Here is a 23,340-nt window from a genome sequence, read left to right as displayed (position 1 = left end):
TCTTAGAAGATTGAGGGGGTCTACATGAAAAAAATAATCGCGCTACTTCCAATATTGCTGCTTCTTTTAATTACAGCGTGTTCAGACGATGAAATCACACCACAGGAGCGCTTTGATAAGTATGTCAAGCATTGGAGCAATCAGGAATTCTCCAAAATGTATGATATGAGCACTTCCGGATCGACCGAAAAATATCCTTCCGAAAAATACGTTGACCGGTATAAAAATATTTACGGCGACCTGAACATTGAAAATCTTGAAATCTCCTATGAAAAATTATCCGAAGAAGAAATGGATAAAGCAATGGAAAAAGGTACTGCCCAATTCCCGTTCACTGTTAAAATGGATTCGATTGCCGGACCAATAACCTTTGATTACGAAGCAACCCTAATAAAAGAGGGTGAAGAAGAAAAAGCCAATTGGTTTGTGAAATGGGATCCGGGATTTATTTTTCCAGCGATAAAAGATGGCGGTAAAATTGGACTGGAAACCGTGGAGCCAAAACGCGGGGAAATCCTTGACCGCAATAAAATGCCTTTAGCATTAAATGATATCGTATATGAAATCGGCGTTGTTCCCGGAAAAATGGGACCAAACCCTGAACAAACAAAACAACAAATTGCCGACCTACTGGGAATGTCCGTAGAATCGATTAACAGCAGTCTGAATGCTGATTGGGTAGAGCCCGACCTGTTTGTACCACTGAAAAAAGTTCCAAAAACCGCTGAAGAGAAATTAAATCAGCTGTGGAAGCTCAGTCCAATCCAGGGACGTGAAGTGACAGGCCGTGTCTATCCTTACGGGAAAGCAGCTGCTCACCTTGTCGGTTACGTCAGCCAGGTTACCGCAGAGGATCTGGAACACTTGGACTCCAGCAAATATGATGCGAATGATGTAGTTGGACAACGGGGTCTTGAGCAATTGTACGAAGAAAAACTTAAAGGTGAAGAAGGCGTTAAAATAACCGTTTCAAAAGAGGGCGAAGAAGCAACAGTCCTTGCAGAAAAGCCGGTGAAAAACGGTGAAAACATCATGACTACGATTGATGCTGAATTACAGAAGAAAATTTATCAAAGTTATGATGGTGAAGCAGGAACAACTGCTGCAATCAACCCTAAAACGGGTGAAACACTTGCATTGGTAAGCAGCCCTGCATTCGACCCAAATGATTTTGTATTCGGGATTTCCCAGTCAAAATATAACGAACTGCAAAATGACCCGCAAAAACCTACATTAAATCGATTTGCATCCACCTATGCACCGGGTTCAGTAATCAAACCGGTATCTGCAGCAATCGGGCTGAGTAATGGAACGATTAAACCTGGAGAAGGTGTCAAGATTGATGGACTAACCTGGAGTAATGGTGAAGGCTGGGGAAACTATGAAGTAAGACGTGTGTCCGAATCGAATAAACCGGTTGATGTTACGAATGCATTGGTCCGTTCAGACAATATTTATTTTGCCATGAAAGCCGTTGAAATGGGCAGTGAGAAATATGTAAATGGCTTGAAACAATTTGGATTTGGCAAAGAACTGCCATTTGACTATCCGATTGCAAATTCAACCGTCTCGTCAAGCGGAAAGATTAATGATGAGGTTTTACTTGCCGATACGAGTTATGGTCAGGGAGAAATGGAGCTAAGCGCACTTCACATGGCATTAACATATACGCCATTTTTAAATGATGGAAACCTGATTAAACCGACACTTCTTGCCGATGCTGAAAAAGGTCAGGTGTGGCAGGAACAGCTGCTGACAAGTGAGCAAGCAACCGTAATTCGGGAAGCACTACGCAAAGTAGTTGCCGCTCCAAACGGGACTGCCAAAGGTGCACAAAACGCTGACTTTCCGATTTCCGGTAAAACCGGAACTGCCGAACTTAAAAAATCCGGTGAGGAATCCGGTGCCGAGAACGGCTGGTTTGTCGGTTATCCATCAAACGATCAGGACATTTTAATCGCAATGATGATTGAACACACAGAAGATAAAGGCGGCAGTGCATATACCGTTGAGAAAGTTACGGAACTTTTGAAGGAAATTAAATAATGGTGTGAGACTGATTGCGCCAGAAAAAATCTACCCGGCTTTGGTGCCGGGTAGATTTTTTTGGTTATTTTTATTGCGCGAGTTTGTGCTGCATTGCGCGAGTTTGAAGCTGCGTCGCGCGAGTTGAGGACTCTGTTGCGCGAGTTTGAAGCTGCGTCGCGCGAGTTTGAACCGTATCGCGCGAGCTGTAAGATTATTACGCGGCTCTCCGGCTGCATTGCGCGAGTTGTAATTTTCCGGCAGTCCCTCATGTTATTACAAATTAATCCTCACATTTTCACACCACACACATTGCAATACTTAACCCCGGCGGGCACTTCATTTCCACAACTGTAACACAATGTTTTTTTTGGTGAATCAGTTTCCGGTTCATCTGCCTTTTTCCCGCACTGCTGGCAAAATAGATCATCCTCATCCATTGGAGCACCGCAGGAAGTGCATTCCATCATTTCACCTTCTTCAGACTTTGCTTCCTTCAAACTCGAATATATTTTCGAATCCAAATCCTTTATCAGTTCACCCTTTTTTTCAATCAGAGGAGCAATCCCCTCACCCCGCCGGTAGGCTAAATAAACTTCCTGCCCCAGTTCAACTAACAATCTTGATTTTTCAGCGGTCAGGTCATTAACCTGTTGTTTGTTTTTTATCGCTTTTTTCATCTAATCGCCTCCCCTAAAACAGCTTTCTCGTCTGGGCACCGATAAATCCAGTCACACCAGCGTATAGTGCAGTTATAACAAACGTCTTAATTGTTCCAAAACCAACGAAAATTTTCATAGCTTCTTCCATCATTTGGTCGTGCTCAACCTGATAATTCATGGACGCATGATAAGTGAAAAAGGTAAATAAAACAGCGAATACAAGACTGTACATAATGACAGTTTTCATTATATGCTGCTGAGATTCTCCAAGCAAACGGCCAATAAACAGGAAAATAACCGCCACCAAAACAATAAGTATGACCTCATATGATGCAAACATTTCAGGCGGCAACAAAAATGGCAGACCTTCCATTTCCTTGTCGGATAAACCTGTTAAAAACGAATATTCAATCGGTTCACTTTCCGTACCAGTATCCTTCATCACAAATGTATTGAAAAAAACCAGATTAAACACATAAACAGCTAACTTGGAAACGATGGCAATTGTTGTATACCACGGAAGTTCCGGACGCTGAACATTCATTTGCGTTTCCGGTTCATACTGAGCATGCAAAAATGCAGTTATAAGTAATAGCACTCCATACACAGCTATAAACGCATATGTTCCAAAATATAAAGCCCGCTGGTAAGCAAATACATATAATTTCTTTGTTAAAACACCTCTTTTTAAAGCCATCCCTGCATAACTGAAAAAGAAACCGAGGATTATTCCATTAATTATTGCACTAGTGGTACTGAATTGGAATGTATGTCTTACTGTATCCCTTGTAATGTTTTCCATGTATTCTGCTCCACCACCAAACGATAAAGCCCCTAAAACCAGTGCATAAGCTCCTGCAAATACTGCAGCAGCTTTCCACGCTTCAATTTGCGGATGAAGATATTTTATTAAAAATCCCCCAGCTGCCAGCGCCAGTATTACCATCAATACCGGGAAAATCATTCCGGATGACAAATAACTCACCTGATTTGAAAATTCCTCCGCTTTCATTGTCGTAGTGGTGGAGATCAAATTACTAAAAAGAACATAATCCAGTGTGGTTATTTTTTCATGGTTTGGAAAGTTCAGTCCTAAAAAAATACCGTTGAATTGACCAGTTCCGGCTTTCATGAGAGACGCAAAGATTTGATTGAGTATAAACAATACTGCAATTGACAGGATAAAGCCCGGCAATACCTTCATTCCAAGAGCCTTATTAAAATATGTATGTTCAATTTCATACGCTTGCTTCGCTGAATCATATGTATCAAACGAATTTCCGCATTCCATGCAATATCTGTCAGCAAATTTCCGTTCTGTCATGCATTTCCCGCAAAATTTCTCATTTCGGATTTGCAGACTTCCGGCTAATGACGGTTGCTGTAATGGATACCCATCCTCCACACAATAGATCGCGTGGTCATCATTTTCCGTGCCACATTCATTGCAATACAATAAACTCCCCCCCGTAAGCAAAAAGTAATATATTATTATAATAACAAAAAATTATGTCAATTTGTGGCATACAATAAAAAAACTGCCTGATGAGGGCAGTTTTAATGTTATTATTTTGTATTCCAAAACGAAAATCTGCTTCCCCGGTGTTCCTGTTTTGTCAGGTTCGGTTCTATCTCATGTGTTTTTTCCAAAACGAGACGGTAATTCATGTCCAAAGCCTGTAAAAATTTATAAATAACCAATCCGCTGAGAATGAACTGTGCCATTACAAACATCGGATAAACTGTAAATTCAACCCCTGCCATCATTACCATAGTCATTAAAACAACTACCTGTAATGCCGCCATTGCAAATGACCGAAGCATAACCAAAAGTCCGAATGTTATTATAGCAGCTATGAAAATAAACGCATATTGCTCCATAAATATTTGAAACATAACTTTTCCCTCCTAAATTGAATTCCTTTCTCTTTGATTACATTATCTTACTCGAGGGAAGATGTTTCCTTGACGCACGTCAAATATTTTCACTTCGGGGTGATATAGTTGCTCTCGGGCTGATGTTTCGTCTCTCAGGCTGATGTTTTGCGTCTCGGACAAATGTTTCATTCTGTCGTCGGTCTACCGCTAGCCTTTTAACATAAAAAAAGAGCCAATCCTATAAAAGGACTGGCTCTTCCAACAAATTATTTAGCAGCTTTCTTATTTGCAGTGCGGAATAAATACCATGCTACAATTCCAATTGCAATTAATGATACGACAGGTCCGAAGAATGTTCCTTCAGGGAATGTTACACCTGCTGTTACAGCAATAGCCACAAAGACACCCATTAATGCCTCTCCGGCAATGTAACCTGACGCAAGCAAAATACCGCGTTCATTTTTCTCTTTATATTCTTCTTTATTTTTCGTACGGCGTTTAATAATTCCATTTATAATCCCGCCCAGCATAATTGGCGATGTCAAATGAATTGGCAGATACAGCCCTACTGCAAATGGTAATGACCCAATGCCAAACAGTTCAACAGTTGCCGCCGCTGCTGCTCCAATAAAGATTAAATTCCACGGTAGATCACCGCTCATAATGCCATCAACAACCATGGACATCAGAACCGCCTGTGGTGCAGGAAGTTCGGTTGAACCGAATCCATATGCATTATCAAGCAGGATCAGGATAAATCCAATAATAATACTTGTGATTAACACACCGTATAATTGAGCAATTTGCTGCCATTTTGGTGTCGCACCAACGATATAACCTGTTTTCAAATCCTGTGACGTGTCACCGGCAATTGCTGCTGCAATACAAACAACAGAACCGATAATTATCGCTGTTGTCGCACCTGCCTGTCCAGTTTGGCCAATTGCAGTCAGCACAAGGGAAATAAAGATAAGTGCCCCAATTGTCATACCGGAAACAGGGTTGGATGAACTACCAACAATACCAACGATACGGGAAGATACTGTTACAAAGAAGAAACCAAAGATAAACAGCAATACGGCTCCAACAATGCCTATACTAATCGTCGGCCAGAATAACAAGATACCCATAAAGACAACAGTCAATACAACAATTAACGTCATCGGAAGGTCTTCATCCGTTCGTAAGTCATTTCCATCCCCTGCTGCTGAAAATCCTTGTACCGATCCCTTAAACGAAGACACAATTGTTGGCAATGTTTTAACAAGACCCATAATACCACCAAAAGCAACTGCACCTGCTCCGATATAACGTAGATAGTTATCCCAGATTTGATGGAATCCCATTTCCGAAATCGGAATTTCACCAGGATAGATTGGAGTGGTTGTAACATCCCCAATAAAGCTGATTAATGGGATAATTCCAAGCCAGCCAAGGACACCACCGGCAAACATAATTCCGGCAATGCGAGGACCGATAATATAACCAACACCAAGCAATGCTGGCATAGTGTCCATGCCGATTGCTGCATTCTTAAATTTATAAATCTCCCATTCAACAGATGAAGGGAACGCTTTTACAGCATCGGTTAATAGCTTAAATAACGCGCCAATACCTAGTCCAGCAAAGACCAGCTTGGCTCCTTTACCGCCTTCTTCACCGGCATGAAGCACCTCAGCACATGCGGTACCTTCCGGGTATGGCAGTGTATCGTGTTCGTTAACAATTAATGCACGGCGAAGCGGAATCATAAGTACTACACCTAAAATACCACCTGCTAATGCAATAATAGCTATCGTTGTCAAACTTGGCTCAAGCTGCCAGATGAACAATGCAGGCAATGTAAAAATAACACCCGCTGCCAGCGATTCACCAGTTGACGTAATGGTTTGTACGATATTATTTTCCAATATGGAAGTACGTTTCATAATAATTCGAAGTACTGCCATGGAAATAACTGCTGCTGGAATTGATGCAGAAACGGTCATCCCAACAATAAGACCTAAGTATGCGTTTGCTGCACCAAAAACGATAGCAAGCACCGCACCTACTACCATAGCAACCCATGTAAACTGAGGTGGGTTTTTAGAGGCAGGAACGTACGGCTTGAATCCAGGATTTGGATCCTGCTTTGACATAAATAAACACCTTCCTTAGCGTTAATTCTGGATGATTGCGGTTCAAAAAGTTATGACAATTTCCAATAAAATGATAAATTCATGTAAATAGAAAAACCTTACTGTGTATGCACAGCAAGGACAGAACCGCTTCATTTTTTAGAAAATTTTCATACTTGGGACAAGTTATTCCAAGTAATACAAGCATTTTTTTATACTATCATATTTTGTATATTTTTCAACTGTCAGACGAAAAAAATGTCGTTTAATAACGATTACATTTCCATTGTATAACTTACCCGCAAAAGCAGTAATTTAATCATCAACATAAAAAGCGGACAACCTGCATGATTGTCCGCAAATATCGAAAGGATGTGGTATTAGTTTATGCAACATTTTTTAAGTTGCTACCGGATGGAATTATTTTATCAATTGTTTGATCAGTCCGTTTAAAGCGAACCAGGCGAATGGCATTGATAATTACAATCAGTACACTCAGTTCGTGTATCAGCATTCCGGACGCCAGGAAAATCTTTCCCGTCAGTACTCCAGCAAGCAACAGGGTAACCGTTCCAACTGCAATTAAAATATTTTGTTTCATATTTCGTACGGTTGCTTTAGCCAACGCATATGCATAAGGAATTTTATTTAACTTATCGTCCATTAACACAACATCAGCGGTTTCCATAGCTGCGTCTGTTCCTGCAGCACCCATCGCGAGGCCGACATCTGATAGTGCAATTGCCGGAGCATCATTAATTCCGTCACCTGCCATAGCCACTTTGAACCCCTCTGCTTTTAACCGTTTAATATGATTTACTTTTTCTTCCGGCAGCATGTCAGCAAAAAACTGATCAATCTCAAGCTGTTCCGCAACTTTTTCTGCGGTGTGGCGATTATCACCTGTGAGCATTACTGTTTGTTTTACACCTGCTTCTTTCAATTGCCTGATTGCATTGATTGCTTCATGGCGGATCTGGTCAGCGATCAAAATAACCCCGGCAAATTTATTGTCGACTCCGACAAAGATTACCGTATTGCCATTCTTCTCTTCCCGGATTGCATAGTTTTCAGCATTCGTTGGGATGATGGTTTGTTTTTTACTGAACAGTTTCCGGTTACCGATTACCACGTTCTTGCCGGCAACTTCTGCATATAATCCGTACCCTTTTTCAACCGTAACATTACAGGGTTCATTGATCAGTACAAGACCGCGATTTTCTGCCTCACTGACGATTGTTCTGCCAAGATGATGTTCCGAAACAATTTCCACTTCTGCAGTGATTTTTAACAAGTCATCGGGATTCATTCCAAAGGCTTTTATTCCGGTCACTTCCGGCTGTCCCTTGGTAAGCGTCCCTGTTTTATCAAATACCAGCACATCTATCTTTGCAAAATTTTCTATGACTTCTCCGCCTTTTATCAATGAACCATTTTTCGCTCCATTGCCTATTCCGGCAACAAGTGATACCGGTGCGGAAATGACAAGTGCCCCCGGACATGCGATTACTAAAAAGGTAATTGCCAGTTCGAAATTCCCTGTCAGGACGAGAACAAGAATGGATAGCGCGATGATCCCCGGTGTATAGACGCTTGCAAAGCGATCAAGAAATTTTTGTGCTTTTGCTTTAGACTCCTGTGCCTCTTCAACCATTTCAATGATTTTTGCAAAAGCTGTATCATCACCAATTTTTTCTGCTTCCACTTCGATATATCCGTTATCAATAATACTGCCGCTGAAAACATGATCTGCAGCTTTTTTCGCTGCTGGCACAGATTCACCAGTGATTGCCGCTTCATTAATAAACGCCTGCCCTGCAAAAATTTTTCCATCAATCGCGACCTTTTCACCGGATTGAATCAGAATTCGGTCACCCTGATTTATATCTTCAACCCGCGTAACCGTTCGTTCTCCATTTTTGAGTACAGTCGCTTCCAAAGGTGCCATATCCATTAATGTCTTAAGCGACGAACGGGTTTTTTCCAGTGTCCGCGCTTCCAGATAGGCACCGAATAAAAAGAGGAACGTAACTGCTGCCGATTCCACATATTCCCCAATAATTAATGCACCTGCAACAGCAATTGTCACCAGTAATTCAATACTGAATGCTTTCATCATTACCGATTGAATTGCTTTTTTTGCAATGGAATACCCCGCTGTTAATGTTGCTGAAATTAAAGCGGCATCTTTCCAAATTTCCAGATCCATAACATGTAAAATAAACGCAAATGCCATTAAGCTTCCTGATACAATTACCACATATATTTTTTTAATATTACCCATTTCATCCACTCCTTTCGATTTTGTGGGGCTGCTTTATATAAAGCAGCCCTGTCGATTATGCAACAACCGGATAGCCCAGTTTTTCGATTGTTTCTTTTAATTGCTCTTCTGTCACCTGGTCTGTGTTAAAAGTTGCTTTCACTTTACTGGAACTGAACAAAACTTTTGCATCTTCCACCCCTTGCATTGATCCTAATTTTCCTTCTATTTTTTTGATGCAGGATGGACAAGTCAGTGGTTCCAATTGAAATTTAGCTGTTTTCATTTTGTATCTCTCCTTTGGTTTAGTATGTCTTTAGTATAGAATGGATTTTTCAATTGTTCTTTGACGCAGGTCAAGATTCCCCAGATTCTTTTTCATGCAAAATAAAAAGCCTGCACTGCCATGCAGCAGTATAGGCTCAAAAGTAGATACTATCTTTTTAAAGTAATTTAACAAGCGACTTGAATGCTTCATAATCACGGTTATCCAGCGCTTTATCGATTAATCGTTTCAAATTTATCTGTTCCAATTCGTCGATAATCACAGCGGTTTGATCATCACTTTTTTGTTTTTTTATATAGTACGGTTCGGCAATGGAATGTAAATGAACCAGGAAGTCAGGAAGGGAAATTAGTTCGCTAATAGCCATGTAAACGATGTCTTTACCTTTTTGAAAGGCAAATCTCGCGCCAACATTCTCAACCTTTTGTGTTCTGCGGTTAATTCTGATTTCCTTCGACTCAACTGGAATGAACTGATAAACCTGATTATTAATTAATACCGTAAAATATTGATATGCCAGGACAATCCTCACATAATTATCATCTGCTTTCATATAATAAGGCTTCAACATCTTTACAGTAACCATTCACACACCTCCCTGAAAACAATATACTCATAATTTTCTGTAAATTAATTTTACTATATAACGCACAAAATGACAAGAACAATTTTTGGAAAATACTTAACTTTATATTTCCCTTTATATTTCCCTTAGATACGTTGCCTTACTCTAACAAAAAATGCCGCTGAAACGGATTCAGCAGCAATGTTATCAGACGTTTTTTACTATGTGTTTCGTCACTTTTTTTATATCCTGATCGGTAACATTTTCCATGTAGTTTTGCTCGGTTTTTTCGAGATAGCTGTCCGCTTCTTTTAAGTAACGAATCCCCTGTTTCATATAAGACTTATAGTGATTGTTTAAATCATTGATTTCTGTTTTAAATTTCTCATCAGTTCCAGGGGTAACAAGTTCACCATACAAATCCTCAATTACTTCGCCATCACGTTTCGGAAAAAATTCATGTGGATCCGTACTGTCAAATATACAGAAGTCCAATTCACGAACAAGCACCATATCGATACTGTTCGGATCAAAACTGCAGTGATACAATTCAACGTCAAAGCCATGATCAGAGCAGGCCTGCGCAATTTTTTTCATGATTGTGGATTTTCCCGTGCCTGCCCGGCCTTTAATGTAGTGGACATGTTTTATATTGCTTGTAAGATGTGGAACTACATTTACCACACCATCCGCAGTATTCGTCCCGAAAAATCTGTGGTATGTGTGGGATTTGCGTTTTTTTTCAGGGACATCATTAAGTAAATCTGAAATAAATTCATTCGCAAATTCGTCGGCTCGGTCAAAATCCATCTGGTTGATATAGACTTCTTCCAGGTCATCATGGACCTTCAAACCGGTCGTAAAACTTTCGTGCGCCTTTTGAGTCAGGCTTTGGAAATCTTCCTGGTCCTGTTGTGAGACGGGGAGCAGGTCTTCCAAGTCAATCGTTTTTGTACTGGAATTCGCAATCTTTTCATCTAGAAATGCCACTGATTTTTCACGGTTAATCAAACCATCCAAATATTTACTGCCAAGTGCACTTTGCAGGATTTCAAGGTCATCTGAGCGATATTTATTGATAAGATTTTGCAGAATTTTAGATTTAAGTTTTGCTGAAGGATGTTTGAGCGCAATAACACGATCAATTCCCAGTAAATTGGTGTCAAGAAAATTCACAAACCCCTCAGCGGTGTTACCTGTAATCCAATATTGCAAATCAGTCATAGTAACACTTCCTTATAAAAAAATTTAAAGTATTGCCTATTTAGTATATGATGTGGGCGATGGATTTGTGAAGGGTGTGGGCTTATTTATAACCATGGTTTCTATAAAATTTAATGCCGTACAACGTGAACCCTACTGGCTACTATTAACACATTGGTATTATTATTTGTATACAAACAATTCAAACATGTTAATGTAAAGATACACATTATTCCAGCCAAAATCAGTGGTTTTTGTTCAAATTAAGCAAGTTTTTTCACAAAGTTTAAATGAATATAACCCGCATTAAATGTATATTTATACCGGAGTGGCTTGACATGGAGCCTCTGTGGGCATGCATTTCTAGCCTAGGGCCAGTAGTCTAAAGACTTGGCTTGCCGAATAGGCTAGCATGCCCACTTCTCCATATCAAGCCGTGCAGCGCATTTTATGCAGTTTATGCATATGAAGTAATTTGAAAATCACAACCTGAAACAAAGTGAAAGTTTACAGTGTTAACACAAAAGCAAATCAAGCGCCTTTGTATCTCTATGTTCAGATATAACAAATATCTCACTTGATTCTGTGGGTTAAAATTATAAACTTCATATCCCTCTATGTTCAGATATAATCGTTTTAACACCTTCTCAGAATTTGGTATAGCTTTATATCCCTCTACGTTCAGATAAAAATGCAAGTAGTATACGACATATTCTCAAATAAGCGCGTTTTATATCCCACTATGTTCAGATATAACACGTTTTCATCCATACCGCTTTGGACGATTAATCTGCTTTATATCCCACTATGTTCAGATATAACTCAGAAAACTAACACCTTTAGAATGTTGGAGACTAACTTTATATCCCACTATGTTCAGATATAACACAAAGCGGGGTTTTTAAGAATTCTTAAAACAGTGACCTTTATATCCCACTATGTTCAGATATAACTGTCGTAATGTTAGGGGGTCACGAATGAGTGAGGAGACTTTATATCCCACTATGTTCAGATATAACCACTTCAGGGTGCAGGTAAAGCAGGCGAATTCATGTCTTTATATCCCACTATGTTCAGATATAACCTATGCATCCAAAGGACGAGGGGTCAGCGTTCAATACTTTATATCCCACTATGTTCAGATATAACCCGTACATTTCTGCAATTTTGGTTAATGTGTCGCCCTTTATATCCCACTATGTTCAGATATAACTCTGTTCTCCATGCTGCCAACATTATCACCGATTATCTTTATATCCCACTATGTTCAGATATAACTCAAACAATCTACCAATACATGAAGCTATTTCATACTTTATATCCCACTATGTTCAGATATAACGTTGATTCAACCGCTAGAGCACCTAATCCAACAATCTTTATATCCCACTATGTTCAGATATAACGAACAGACCGACTGTTCAAAGAGGCGTTCAATGCGTCTTTATATCCCACTATGTTCAGATATAACCGGAATGTTTTCGTTGTAGCTTGTTTTGGTTTCCAACTTTATATCCCACTATGTTCAGATATAACGAAAAGTCACATTCAGTTGCTCGTATTTCACTACCGGCTTTATATCCCACTATGTTCAGATATAACATGTACATTCGAGGGAATCACAGCGAAAGCATGGAGCTTTATATCCCACTATGTTCAGATATAACGCATATGCCGTTACCCACACACCCCATGGATAATATCTTTATATCCCACTATGTTCAGATATAACATAATCTTTCAACCTAGCATTTATCGCTCTTTTCATCTTTATATCCCACTATGTTCAGATATAACGTCGAGGACGACGAATATGTGACATTGCGGATTAGTCTTTATATCCCACTATGTTCAGATATAACTCGGTTAAATCATGTATTTCTCTTTGTTGAATGTTCCCTTTATATCCCACTATGTTCAGATATAACGTTATCGCAATCGTGGTAATCCCCGTATTTTACAACTTTATATCCCACTATGTTCAGATATAACTCGATCAGCAAAGCTAAAGCACCAATACAACAGTCAACTTTATATCCCACTATGTTCAGATATAACGAACAGACCGACTGTTCAAAGAGGCGTTCAATGCGTCTTTATATCCCACTATGTTCAGATATAACGTATTATAACAACGGTTTGTCTGCTGAAATTATTGTCTTTATATCCCACTATGTTCAGATATAACCTGGGCGACCTACCAAAGAATTGTCCACATCTGCCAGCTTTATATCCCACTATGTTCAGATATAACAAGTAAACGAAAAATTATATGCTTTTACTGGTGGGTTCTTTATATCCCACTATGTTCAGATATAACAAGAGGGCGCATTGAGCGATATACACAAAATGGACTTCTTTATATCCCACTATGTTCAGATATAACGTTGCTAATATCATTGTACTGGCATATTCGGGAAAACTTTATATCCCACTATGTTCAGATATAACGTTCAAGTACCTCCACCATGAAATCTCACTTTGCTTTCTTTATATCCCACTATGTTCAGATATAACGAAACGATGTTTGATTTACCCGCCGGAATTTATTGCTTTATATCCCACTATGTTCAGATATAACCCGGACAAACCCCAGACGTGCAAGAATTGTTGCAGACTTTATATCCCACTATGTTCAGATATAACAAACCAAGCGAAAAGTCAAATGAGAGTACGAAAACTATCTTTATATCCCACTATGTTCAGATATAACTGGTCGCCCTTGCAAAGAATTGTCCACGTCTGCTAGCTTTATATCCCACTATGTTCAGATATAACTGGGGTTGTTGAGGAGCAGCCCCCTAACCTAGCAACTTTATATCCCACTATGTTCAGATATAACGTCTGCGCCGTCGGAACTTGAGCGCTCATATCCGTCTTTATATCCCACTATGTTCAGATATAACTTTACAGATGTTTCTACTATTAATGTAAAATCATCTAGCTTTATATCCCACTATGTTCAGATATAACGAACAGACCGACTGTTCAAAGAGGCGTTCAATGCGTCTTTATATCCCACTATGTTCAGATATAACTGGTATTCGATTTCAGTAATCGGTTCAACGTATTTGTTACTTTATATCCCACTATGTTCAGATATAACTTTAAGGAGGATGGAAATGAGCATATACGAAAAACTAGCTTTATATCCCACTATGTTCAGATATAACTAATTCGCCTTGATCGTTGCGAATTTCTTCGAGTATACTTTATATCCCACTATGTTCAGATATAACACGATCACCACGTTTTAATATTCCCTTTGGTAGTTTCTTTATATCCCACTATGTTCAGATATAACTGGTTTTGAACAGTAAAGGAGATGGAATGATGATGTCTTTATATCCCACTATGTTCAGATATAACTGAGTAATGTATTGTCAAACTCTCAAATTATTGCTCCCTTTATATCCCACTATGTTCAGATATAACTTGTAACAATTCCCATTTATTTTAGATACTTTATTCTTTATATCCCACTATGTTCAGATATAACAGTCTAAAAGAAAGCGCACAATCGCTTTTAAATCAGCTTTATATCCCACTATGTTCAGATATAACAAAAAGCAGAAACGGAAAAAGCATATCGGGTTGCGTCTTTATATCCCACTATGTTCAGATATAACGTTAACTGGCACGCAGTACGTCCTACAATATTAATAAACTTTATATCCCACTATGTTCAGATATAACGAAAAAGACAACTTAATTCGCTCCATGAAAGGTCTCTTTATATCCCACTATGTTCAGATATAACATTATCAATGTACTCTTTAATAATATCTACTGTTTTCTTTATATCCACTATGTTCAGATATAACTATAACACGCCCCTATTATAAAGTAATTATTTAATCTTTATATCCCACTATGTTCAGATATAACGGATTTGATTATTTCAATTAATTCTTCGGTTTGTGTCTTTATATCCCACTATGTTCAGATATAACTTACAACAGTCCATTTGTGTTCCGTCGCCTTTCTTTCTTTATATCCCACTATGTTCAGATATAACCCTACAAAATTCACCTAAAAAACCCCATGAAATCAACATTCATGGAACTAAGATTAAGTCACTTTTGCAGTAAACCACTAGTCTTAAATACAAAATACTGAGAAAACAAATCCTCAATCCCAGTATATCAATGTTTTTACATTATTTCTATAAATTGAAGGTTTACTGCAAGTACAGCTTATAAAAACATGTCGTCAAATGACTTTTCCACACCGTATGCTGTCTTTTTAATATGGTTCGGATTTCGTACTTCATATAGATATATAGAATCTACATTTGGATTGATTATTGATTCAAGTTCGTTCATACATTGAAGTAATAATGTTTTCGTAATTTCTCCTTCAAACACGGAATTTTGCGACCAGGTAAGATACTCTTTTAACTTTTTGCACACTTTCCCGACACGCTTGACCCCAACATCATATGTTATGATAACGTACATCATTACCACCACGCTTTTAAAGGTTTATAGTTTTGATCACCAATAAAATGCTTTATCAGCTTATAGCACTCTAATCTGATGAAATACTTATAGGAAACATTTCGCTTTAGCTTCCGATGTCGTATAGTTGTGCCCAGTTTATCATTCCATTCCTTAATAAACTTCTTCTTCCCTGAATCATTAAGTATGACCATTTCCTCCAAAAATTCAAAATCTGATATATTTATTTGTTTTCGATTGAGTAATGCAAAAATAACCGAATCCACTAATAACGGCTTGAAAATCTCTGCAATATCCAAACTTAATGAAAATCTTTTAGTTGATGGTTCATGCAAAAAACTAACCGTCGGGTCCAAATGAGTTTTATAGATCTCGGTTAACACGGTTGTATAACACATACTATTCCCGAACGAAATTAAAGCGTTAAGGGGGTCTTTAGGTGGTCGTTTTGTCCTTGTGTCAAATGCAAATTCTTCCGGTAAAAAATAATTAAAGGCAGAATAATAGAGTTGTCTCAGCGTTCCTTCAACACCCATAATTTCAGGCACACGCTTAACATTCTTTAATAATTCAAGATTTGATTGAATATTCTCAATCACCAAATTTACTTCTTCGTACTTTTTATAATTCCTTAGATTACGAAGCATGTGAAAAGCACTGCTATAAACAAATTGCTTTACCAGATATTCCCTTTTATCCTTTTCTAAATAATGTCTGCTTTGATTAACGACTGTAAAACCAGAAACTTTCTTTGAACGAGGATAATACGTGCCATAATAAAAACCGTAATAATTATAGAAGTGAATCCTGACATTATGTTTTGTAAGCAAATCTAAAAAGCTAGTATTGAAATCTACCTTGCCAAATACATATATGTTTTCCATCTGATGAACAGGCAACGATTTTTTATTTTCTTCTTCATCTATAAAGTAGAACGTATTATTCTTCCTTCGCATTCGGCCGCTATTAAAAATAAAATAATCTTTATTCATTTACTCCTCACCTTCTTCCGCATAACAAAAATCATAATAGGCACACTTTGTGCAAATAGGCGAATTAATGACTTCAGGTGGATAAGGCTGTTCCATAATCTGATAAATATCTTCAATTATGTTTTCCAATTCTTTTTCGTCTTCCTCTTTTAAAACTACCTCTTCCGTTCTTTTTTCTTTGGTATAACTGATTAAGCCTTTTTTGTTTAGTCCGCGTTTTTTGAGTTCATATAGATAGAACAATAACTGCAATCTATCTGCCTTAGTCATTTTGCTTGAAACTTTGACTTCCCTTACATACTCACCATCAATTGCATCTATTTTTAAATTATCCACTGCAAGTTCTTTCTTGTCTGAATTTTTATAAGCACGTTCATGTAATATTTTCCCCGTTTGTACACGTTCATGACCTTCTTCGAGTTGAATGTTTTTGGAGAATAACCAAAGCTTCCGATGACAAACAAAATAATACTGGATATGAACGCCACTAACCATTTCATCAACTCCTGTCAATCAAATATTATTGTGTTTCCCGATTCAGTATTTCCGCTCAAACCTGTCCCACTCAAGGTGATAAGATCAAACTCATAGTCAACATCTAATACTTCAATGTTTGGCAGTATATTGTATTTTCGCCCGTCTTTACCTGTCTGATAAAAATCAATTGGCGTTCTTTCATTTTTATGTTTATAATCTGGAATAGAGAGCGTATATTTATCTATCTCTAGTCGTAGCCCCGTACGTTTCTTTGAATCTTTTTCTTTTTCCAAAGCTTCAAGCAAATCTATTAGTTCATCATATATATTTCTTGGAATAACATTAACCGATTGAATTCCACGAAGAATTTTTTGAGCCTCATCATTTGTATATTGGTAATCCTCTAAGTGATTTAATTTATGGACAGCATGTTGGAAATCCTCATAAAATTTTGTGCCGTTCAATTCTTCTTTTGAATATATTCTTTTTACTAGATCAACCTTGTCCTTTTCGTTTAATTGTTTTCCATTGAATGATAGTATATACTTTTCAGTTAAATCTAAAATATCTTCATCGTAAACATACTTTCTACCGGATACATCTTCCGTATAAATAAATACATTTGGATTATCATGATCCAGTTTCCGTTTGCGATAGCAACGGCCAAACCGTTGTAATAAACTGTCAATGGTAGAAAGCTCAGTAAATAAGACATCAAAGTCAATATCTATTGACGCTTCTACCAGTTGTGTAGTAATCCAAATACCATTTTCTTCTTCATCAGCAAATCGTTTTATCTCATTTTCTAACAGAGCACGATCACGTTGTATAAATCGGGAATGCAATAAATGAACGTTTTTACCCTCAAATTGCTTATAAAGTTCTATTGCACGATCAACAGTATTAACAATAACCAGTACCTTTTGATTTGATGCCATTTCTATTATGAGATCTGCATCTCTACTAATCGCCATATCTTGTAAGCTTATTCTATGCCTAATAAAAGATTCATCTACAAATCCATTATTTATCGTGTTTTCATCTAGGACCCCTCTTTCAGCCAATTCATCCAAATAGATTTGCGGCATTGTGGCCGTCATAATCATGAATTTTCCACCAATTTTATGAATCATCTCAATTGCCTTGAGAAGTACCGCAACTATCCACGGGTTGTATGCCTGTATTTCATCAATAATGACTTTGGAATAAGCCATTGTAGCAAAAAACTTCTCATAGCCTTTAAACTTAAACGGAAATTTCAATATTTGATCAATCGTTGTGAACAATAGCTTATTTGAAAAGTTTTTGGACTGGTCATAAATCACTTCCCAGTCCTCTTCACCATTTTTATCAAGGTGTGAAGCACTGGTCCCATGCAGCAATCCAACATTTTTATAATTTATATCACTATGAACTCGATCAAAAAGTGCATTTAATGAAACGCGTATCGGAAGAGTAAAAAATGTTTTATCTTTCCCGGCCCAAAGCAAGGAGGCTTCTGTTTTCCCCATTCCTGTCTGGGCGATTATAATGAGATTCTTATCCTGATTTTTGTATGTAAATTCTTGGAGTGGTCGAAGTGCTTTCCGGCCAAAGTTTTCCTGCATATAATTGTAGGTTAATTCAGCGATATTAACATCGGTGTCAACTTCTATTGGAACATGGGCAGACGCTGCGTGGTCTAAGCGATGAAGTAATCCTTTTATTAGGATGTACAGGTAATATGTGTCCTTGCCATCTTTTATTTCTGTAATTCGGTCCTTAGGCTTTAAAGGATTAGTGATTTTATATTTTTTTTGATTCTTTTCTGGTACATCTACTTCCATTTCACATGCAATCTTATTGAAGTGATTCATGAGTTCTTCCTCATAAACCTTAGTTAAAAATGTTACATCCGGTTGTGTATTTCGCTCATGGTGATAGGCAATTGCCTGCACAAGCACCCTTCTTTCATCTTTACTGAGATCCCAATTGGAAACAGGTAAGAAGAATGGTGATAAATAATTATGTGGAATATGACCAAATTTAGATGGATGAACCACTTCATTTGTTTTAAGTGCATTATGCATTTTTACCTGAAAATCATTATTTATTTTTCCTAGATCATGATATTGTGCTGCCTTATACAAAATACCCCATATTCTCTCATCAGGAATTTTTTCATAGTATGCTCTTTTCAAAACATTAAACCTATCCAATAGCTCGTCCGTATGTTCCATCAAAGTTTCCAGCCTAGGCCACGTTTTTGCAATCAGCATTTTAATCACCTCTTTACAAAATAGCCAATGGGGGACAGAACCCATTGGCTGTTGTCTACTGGTTCCAGAAAACCGGATAGTTATCACTGTCAACAAAGATTTGATTGTTAAAATACTCTTCATTAATTTCTTCATTCTGTGGAATATAAATAGACGGTATTTTATCCCACTCCCTAATACCTTTTTTAATTGTGTAAGTCCAGTTTAATAAATATGGAACTCCCAAACCTTCTTCTTCTACATATTCCTTTGGTATATAAATGGAATGCTTCGTCGTACATTCATCTGTCTCCTTAAGCTCAACAAACTCAACCTCATCAACACGAAGCAAATCCTCATGTCTGCCTAATGATAAAAATGAGCTTATTTTCTTGAAACCATCATATATTTCATCCAAAATTCGCTCCTCGGCTTTGATATGGACTACGAGCTGCACATTATACAGCATATGAGTATACAGTGGCATAGACGTCATAACATTACTCGAGTAAGAAGGCGCTTCACTCACAATTCCATCTAAAACAATAGGCATTGCAAATTCATGCTTCTTTACAAAATACGTTTTTCGATAATCAACAAGCTGACTTTCAAAATCCCCTTGTACGGATAACGAAAATGGTATCAACCTGTCCGCATTCAAAACAGCGTGTAGCATTCCTTTTACGGTCGAATAAGGCGGGAGCGGGTAAGTTTCGGTTACCTTATTAGCAAAAGGTTTTTTATAGCACACGGTTTCCTGAAAGGCTTTGATTCTCAATACTTTCATACTGAAACACCATAATACTCATCAACCTGTTTTGCCAGTTTCTTATAAAATTCATCAACAGATCCTGTGTTAGCAATATTAGAAAATTCTTCTTCGTTTGCAAAAATCCCCCGAACATAACCGATATTGGTACTATCTTTAATTGACGATTCAAACACATTTGAATTAACTGTATCTTCCAGTGATGTAATATTTAATTGATCTTTACCATCAAGTGATACCCGACCTTGGAAGAATGGATTCGGAATTGGGTACGAACCGCCAATCACAAACAATGGTGAAAGATTTTCCTGTCTGCCTCGAATTTCCCGATTTAAAAATTTAGTCACTTCAAGAAATTGTTTAACCCGGTTGATTTTTTCTTCTGTATTTAACTCAACGCCCGCATCAATGCCTACACGCGATAAATCAATTGTGGCTGTATAAGCATAATAGCTGATATGTTGCTCAATTGTGGCCAAATTTGAGTCTTCGTCTATACGTGAAGCAAGTCCCATATTATTCAAAAACTCAAGATCACTTTTATATGGTTCTAACGAAATGGCATGACTTAATCGAACAACAGCAGAACGCTTGGCTGCACCGGTTTTAGCTTTTGTTTTCATATAGCCAAACAAATCCATTTCAACCGAATCTTCAATCGTGCATTTCTCCTTAAATTGGATAACTCTTTGTTCTTTGTCCACTACATCAAGGTTCCAGTCAAAAAATTGATTCCCCATACGTACCATGTCATAACGCAAGCTCTGTCTGGATGCAAAAGAGTAAACACCGCCATCACCACGGTGGAATTTCTTCAATTCCGAAATGTTTGCCGTTCCTTCACCATAGTTTAATGAATTTGCCCGAAATACAACTGTAAATGTAATCGCTTTATTATTAGGCATTTTTAACTTCCCCTTCCTCATTTGGTTTAGAAATTAATCCGGAAATCCATGCGTTTGCAACTGTTTCAAATTCCATGTTCTTTTCATGTAATGCTTCCAGAAGAAGTGTCGGCATCTCCAAGTCACTAGAAATATAGACTCTCATAACGGTGTCCATAAATGTATTCCTGTTTCCTGCCTGAACAGAATTTAATAAACGATAAGCGATTCTTTGAGCTTTCTTAAGCCCAATTTTATTTCGTACATTTTCTGCACTCTTATACAACACCCAAATATATTTTTGCTGCTTTTCGGGATCCATATAATTTACGCCCTCCTTTAAATAAAATTGATTATAGTGCCTCAGTATCGTCATGAACATTACTTCTAATGGTGAATAATTGTTCTTAATTTTATCCCGAAGTGTTTCAAAAATAAATGCTTTCGTATCTATTGTCTTAAGCAAGTATTTGATGAAAGTCACCCGATTCCGATAAAATAAATAACTAAACAACTTACTGTGCCTTTCAAATAGATTTACTAGATTTGGGGTTAGAATCATATAATCCAATAACGTTTTTTTTGCCTGATAATCCGATTCATACTCTAGAATAAGATAATTTTTATTAAGCATATCTGCTCTTAACTTCTGCTCACTCACAAGGTCAAAAATGACTTCATCAAATGGCTTTTCTTCATCAGATTCTGTATTATAGTGTTCATTGGCGTGGTAAACTTGATCAAAAGAGCCATCAAACTGCACAAACACAGACTTGCCATTTGAAACTGTTGCCCCGGCAGGTGCGCAAAATAATACTAACTTAGCCAGAGCGCTAATTGGAAAAAAGTTCTTGCCTTCACTATTCCAAGTAGAGTTCAGGGAATTTCCGAGGCTCAACGCCAAGGGTGAAAAGACACTTTCTTCAAATGAAAATAGCCCCAATGGAAAATCTGTCAAACTACATTTAAGAATTTCATCGTTAATGTATTGATTTATCTCTTGAATGCTTTTGTTCTTAAATGTTTGTTTAAAAGATGAAAGTGGGTGTTTGTTGCTGGCTTTTTTTAATAATTCCAGACTTTTCTCATGTTCTTCTTGTTCTATCAGTCTCATAAAATCCCATTCATCCAGAACCGGCTTAACGTAATCATATGAAAATAACTCTTTTTGTTCATGAACAGTTAGAGAATTCTTGGATACATTCAAAAAGCTGGGTTGACCAAAATATGGTTGGAAATACACTGCTTTAAATGTATTGCAAGTTAGTTTTTCATCTATTTCTTTTATTTTAAGCCCTTCAATTATTTCATCCAGCCATTGGTCCATTTCTTCTTTATACGCTTTTTCATTCCGATATAGATTTACTTTATCAATCACGTTGCGTCCAGAATCATGCTCTTTAAAATACTTGCCGACCTTTGTTTCGATATCTTTCAGCCGTTTGTTTAAATCCGATTTAAACTTTTTCTCCCCTTTTCTCCAGCGGCTGTGCCAATTTCCGAGCACTTTTTCATGCCTTTTGGCAACACTGTATTTTTTCAAAAAGTAATCGAAAAACGCTTCAGGTAATATCTTTAATTGTTCTTTTGTAACAGTTAAACCATCATTCGTTGTTGGAACATTTACACCGTAAGATTCTAATATTCTCTTATATCCGACCATACCTTGCGTAAGAGCCCATTCATTCATGGAAACGTCGACTTTATTCACTCATCTCACCTCCTCTTCGATTTCCAATAATCCTAGCCCAAGCGACCTCCGCATACTTAACCCATTTTCGTATAAGGATTGAAGATCTTCAGGTTCACCTTGGAGTTGTATCAATCCTTTATTCGCTGTTAAAAATAATGGTTCGTTTTGTGTCTGATGCAGATTTTCTTTTAGGACTTGTTTCGTCATCATTGTTTGCAGAACTTTGATGGGCTGTTTGGGCTCTCGGTTAGACACTTCTTGGAGGATAAGATTTGCAATATATTGAAGTTCTTTACCAAAATGGTCGTCAGTAGCTAATAACGGTTTCTGATCTTTCGACTCTATTAATATTGGTGATAATGTCTTAAATAAGACAACACTATTTGTTATAGACTTTTTCGGTAACAAGCTTTTCGATTTTAAAACTAGTTGCGAATCTTTAATGAAGTATGATTGACCTTTTTTTGAACCATTCATGAGGTGCATTATAAACTCATAGCTTGAACTTGATATGCTCATGTGTAGTTCTTTTCCGTATATTTTATCTTTTTTTATATCAAGATTAACTATATAAGTCGAATATGTGAACGATTTCATTTTTTGTTTATTTTGGGCAAATAGCTTATCATAATATGTTTGTGATCCGCTTTTGATCATTTCTTTTAAAATCGACAATGTACCCAGCCTATACGCAATAGGAATAGATTTCATATCAAATACTAATTTAACTCTCAATTTCTCACCACCTTTCTACTAAATAAAATTATACGACATTTTCAGTCAATTTTGTTACTTTTCTAACAAATATGTTACAAAAAATAACAATTAA

The 23,340-nt window shown here is 37.4% G+C and carries 17 protein-coding genes and 1 CRISPR repeat array; of the genes, 1 reads left to right on the top strand and 16 read right to left on the bottom strand.

Annotated elements, in window-relative coordinates; all coding sequences use genetic code 11:
* Positions 1-24 precede the first annotated feature (24 nt).
* On the top strand, positions 25-2,046 hold the full coding sequence (locus tag G6R02_RS04600; RefSeq protein WP_164668066.1) for a penicillin-binding transpeptidase domain-containing protein: 2,022 nt from the start codon (positions 25-27) through the stop codon (positions 2,044-2,046).
* Positions 2,047-2,315: 269 nt separating this feature from the next.
* Here the strand turns inward: G6R02_RS04600 and G6R02_RS04595 are convergent, their stop codons facing one another.
* The 16 genes from G6R02_RS04595 to cas6 all read right to left on the bottom strand — a co-directional run bounded on the left by G6R02_RS04595 (position 2,316) and on the right by cas6 (position 23,246).
* Complete coding sequence (locus tag G6R02_RS04595) at positions 2,316-2,705, bottom strand: zinc ribbon domain-containing protein (protein WP_164668065.1); 390 nt, start codon at positions 2,703-2,705, stop codon at positions 2,316-2,318.
* A 13-nt stretch (positions 2,706-2,718) separates the two neighbouring features.
* Positions 2,719-4,143, bottom strand: a complete 1,425-nt coding sequence (locus G6R02_RS04590) for a zinc ribbon domain-containing protein (RefSeq protein WP_164668064.1) — start codon at positions 4,141-4,143, stop codon at positions 2,719-2,721.
* A gap of 110 nt (positions 4,144-4,253) precedes the next feature.
* Positions 4,254-4,583, bottom strand: coding sequence for a hypothetical protein (locus tag G6R02_RS04585; RefSeq protein ID WP_164668063.1), 330 nt, complete (start codon positions 4,581-4,583; stop codon positions 4,254-4,256).
* Between the two features lie 248 nt (positions 4,584-4,831).
* Positions 4,832-6,703, bottom strand: a complete 1,872-nt coding sequence (locus G6R02_RS04580) for an OPT family oligopeptide transporter (RefSeq protein WP_164668062.1) — start codon at positions 6,701-6,703, stop codon at positions 4,832-4,834.
* A 364-nt stretch (positions 6,704-7,067) separates the two neighbouring features.
* Positions 7,068-8,966: a heavy metal translocating P-type ATPase gene (locus G6R02_RS04575; protein WP_164668061.1), complete on the bottom strand. Its 1,899-nt coding sequence runs from the start codon at positions 8,964-8,966 to the stop codon at positions 7,068-7,070.
* 55 nt (positions 8,967-9,021) lie between these two features.
* Positions 9,022-9,231, bottom strand: a complete 210-nt coding sequence (locus G6R02_RS04570; protein WP_164668060.1) for a heavy-metal-associated domain-containing protein — start codon at positions 9,229-9,231, stop codon at positions 9,022-9,024.
* Positions 9,232-9,388: 157 nt separating this feature from the next.
* The gene (locus tag G6R02_RS04565) at positions 9,389-9,817 is read right to left on the bottom strand and encodes an IDEAL domain-containing protein (protein ID WP_164668059.1); all 429 of its coding nucleotides are present in this window, start codon (positions 9,815-9,817) and stop codon (positions 9,389-9,391) included.
* A 186-nt stretch (positions 9,818-10,003) separates the two neighbouring features.
* Positions 10,004-11,020: an AAA family ATPase gene (locus G6R02_RS04560; protein ID WP_164668058.1), complete on the bottom strand. Its 1,017-nt coding sequence runs from the start codon at positions 11,018-11,020 to the stop codon at positions 10,004-10,006.
* Positions 11,021-11,602: 582 nt separating this feature from the next.
* Positions 11,603-14,759: a CRISPR direct-repeat array (repeat unit 29 nt; unit sequence CTTTATATCCCACTATGTTCAGATATAAC).
* Between the two features lie 436 nt (positions 14,760-15,195).
* A complete protein-coding gene (gene cas2 / locus G6R02_RS04555) occupies positions 15,196-15,459 on the bottom strand; it encodes a CRISPR-associated endonuclease Cas2 (RefSeq protein ID WP_164668057.1) in 264 nt (87 codons plus the stop codon).
* A 2-nt stretch (positions 15,460-15,461) separates the two neighbouring features.
* Positions 15,462-16,451, bottom strand: a complete 990-nt coding sequence (cas1b, locus tag G6R02_RS04550; RefSeq protein WP_164668056.1) for a type I-B CRISPR-associated endonuclease Cas1b — start codon at positions 16,449-16,451, stop codon at positions 15,462-15,464.
* Positions 16,452-16,946, bottom strand: coding sequence for a CRISPR-associated protein Cas4 (gene cas4, locus G6R02_RS04545; RefSeq protein ID WP_164668055.1), 495 nt, complete (start codon positions 16,944-16,946; stop codon positions 16,452-16,454). It lies immediately after the preceding gene.
* Between the two features lie 14 nt (positions 16,947-16,960).
* Positions 16,961-19,186 (bottom strand): CRISPR-associated helicase Cas3', encoded by a 2,226-nt coding sequence (gene cas3 / locus G6R02_RS04540; RefSeq protein ID WP_164668054.1) that lies wholly within the window; start codon positions 19,184-19,186, stop codon positions 16,961-16,963.
* Positions 19,187-19,241: 55 nt separating this feature from the next.
* Entirely contained in the window at positions 19,242-19,952 is a 711-nt protein-coding gene (gene cas5b / locus G6R02_RS04535) for a type I-B CRISPR-associated protein Cas5b (RefSeq protein ID WP_164668053.1), read from the bottom strand.
* A complete protein-coding gene (gene cas7i, locus G6R02_RS04530) occupies positions 19,949-20,839 on the bottom strand; it encodes a type I-B CRISPR-associated protein Cas7/Cst2/DevR (protein ID WP_164668052.1) in 891 nt (296 codons plus the stop codon). The genes cas5b and cas7i overlap by 4 nt, the downstream gene beginning before the upstream one ends.
* Positions 20,832-22,529 carry a hypothetical protein gene (locus G6R02_RS04525; RefSeq protein ID WP_164668051.1) on the bottom strand — a complete coding sequence of 566 codons (1,698 nt, stop codon included), beginning with the start codon at positions 22,527-22,529 and terminating at the stop codon, positions 20,832-20,834. The genes cas7i and G6R02_RS04525 overlap by 8 nt, the downstream gene beginning before the upstream one ends.
* Positions 22,530-23,246, bottom strand: a complete 717-nt coding sequence (gene cas6 / locus G6R02_RS04520) for a CRISPR-associated endoribonuclease Cas6 (RefSeq protein WP_164668050.1) — start codon at positions 23,244-23,246, stop codon at positions 22,530-22,532.
* Positions 23,247-23,340: the final 94 nt, after the last annotated feature.

Source organism: Virgibacillus doumboii (assembly GCF_902806455.1).
Lineage (GTDB): Bacteria > Bacillota > Bacilli > Bacillales > Amphibacillaceae > Lentibacillus > Lentibacillus doumboii.
The sequence above is the reverse complement of the archived record's forward strand: the minus strand, read 5'-3'. Positions and strand labels throughout refer to the sequence as shown.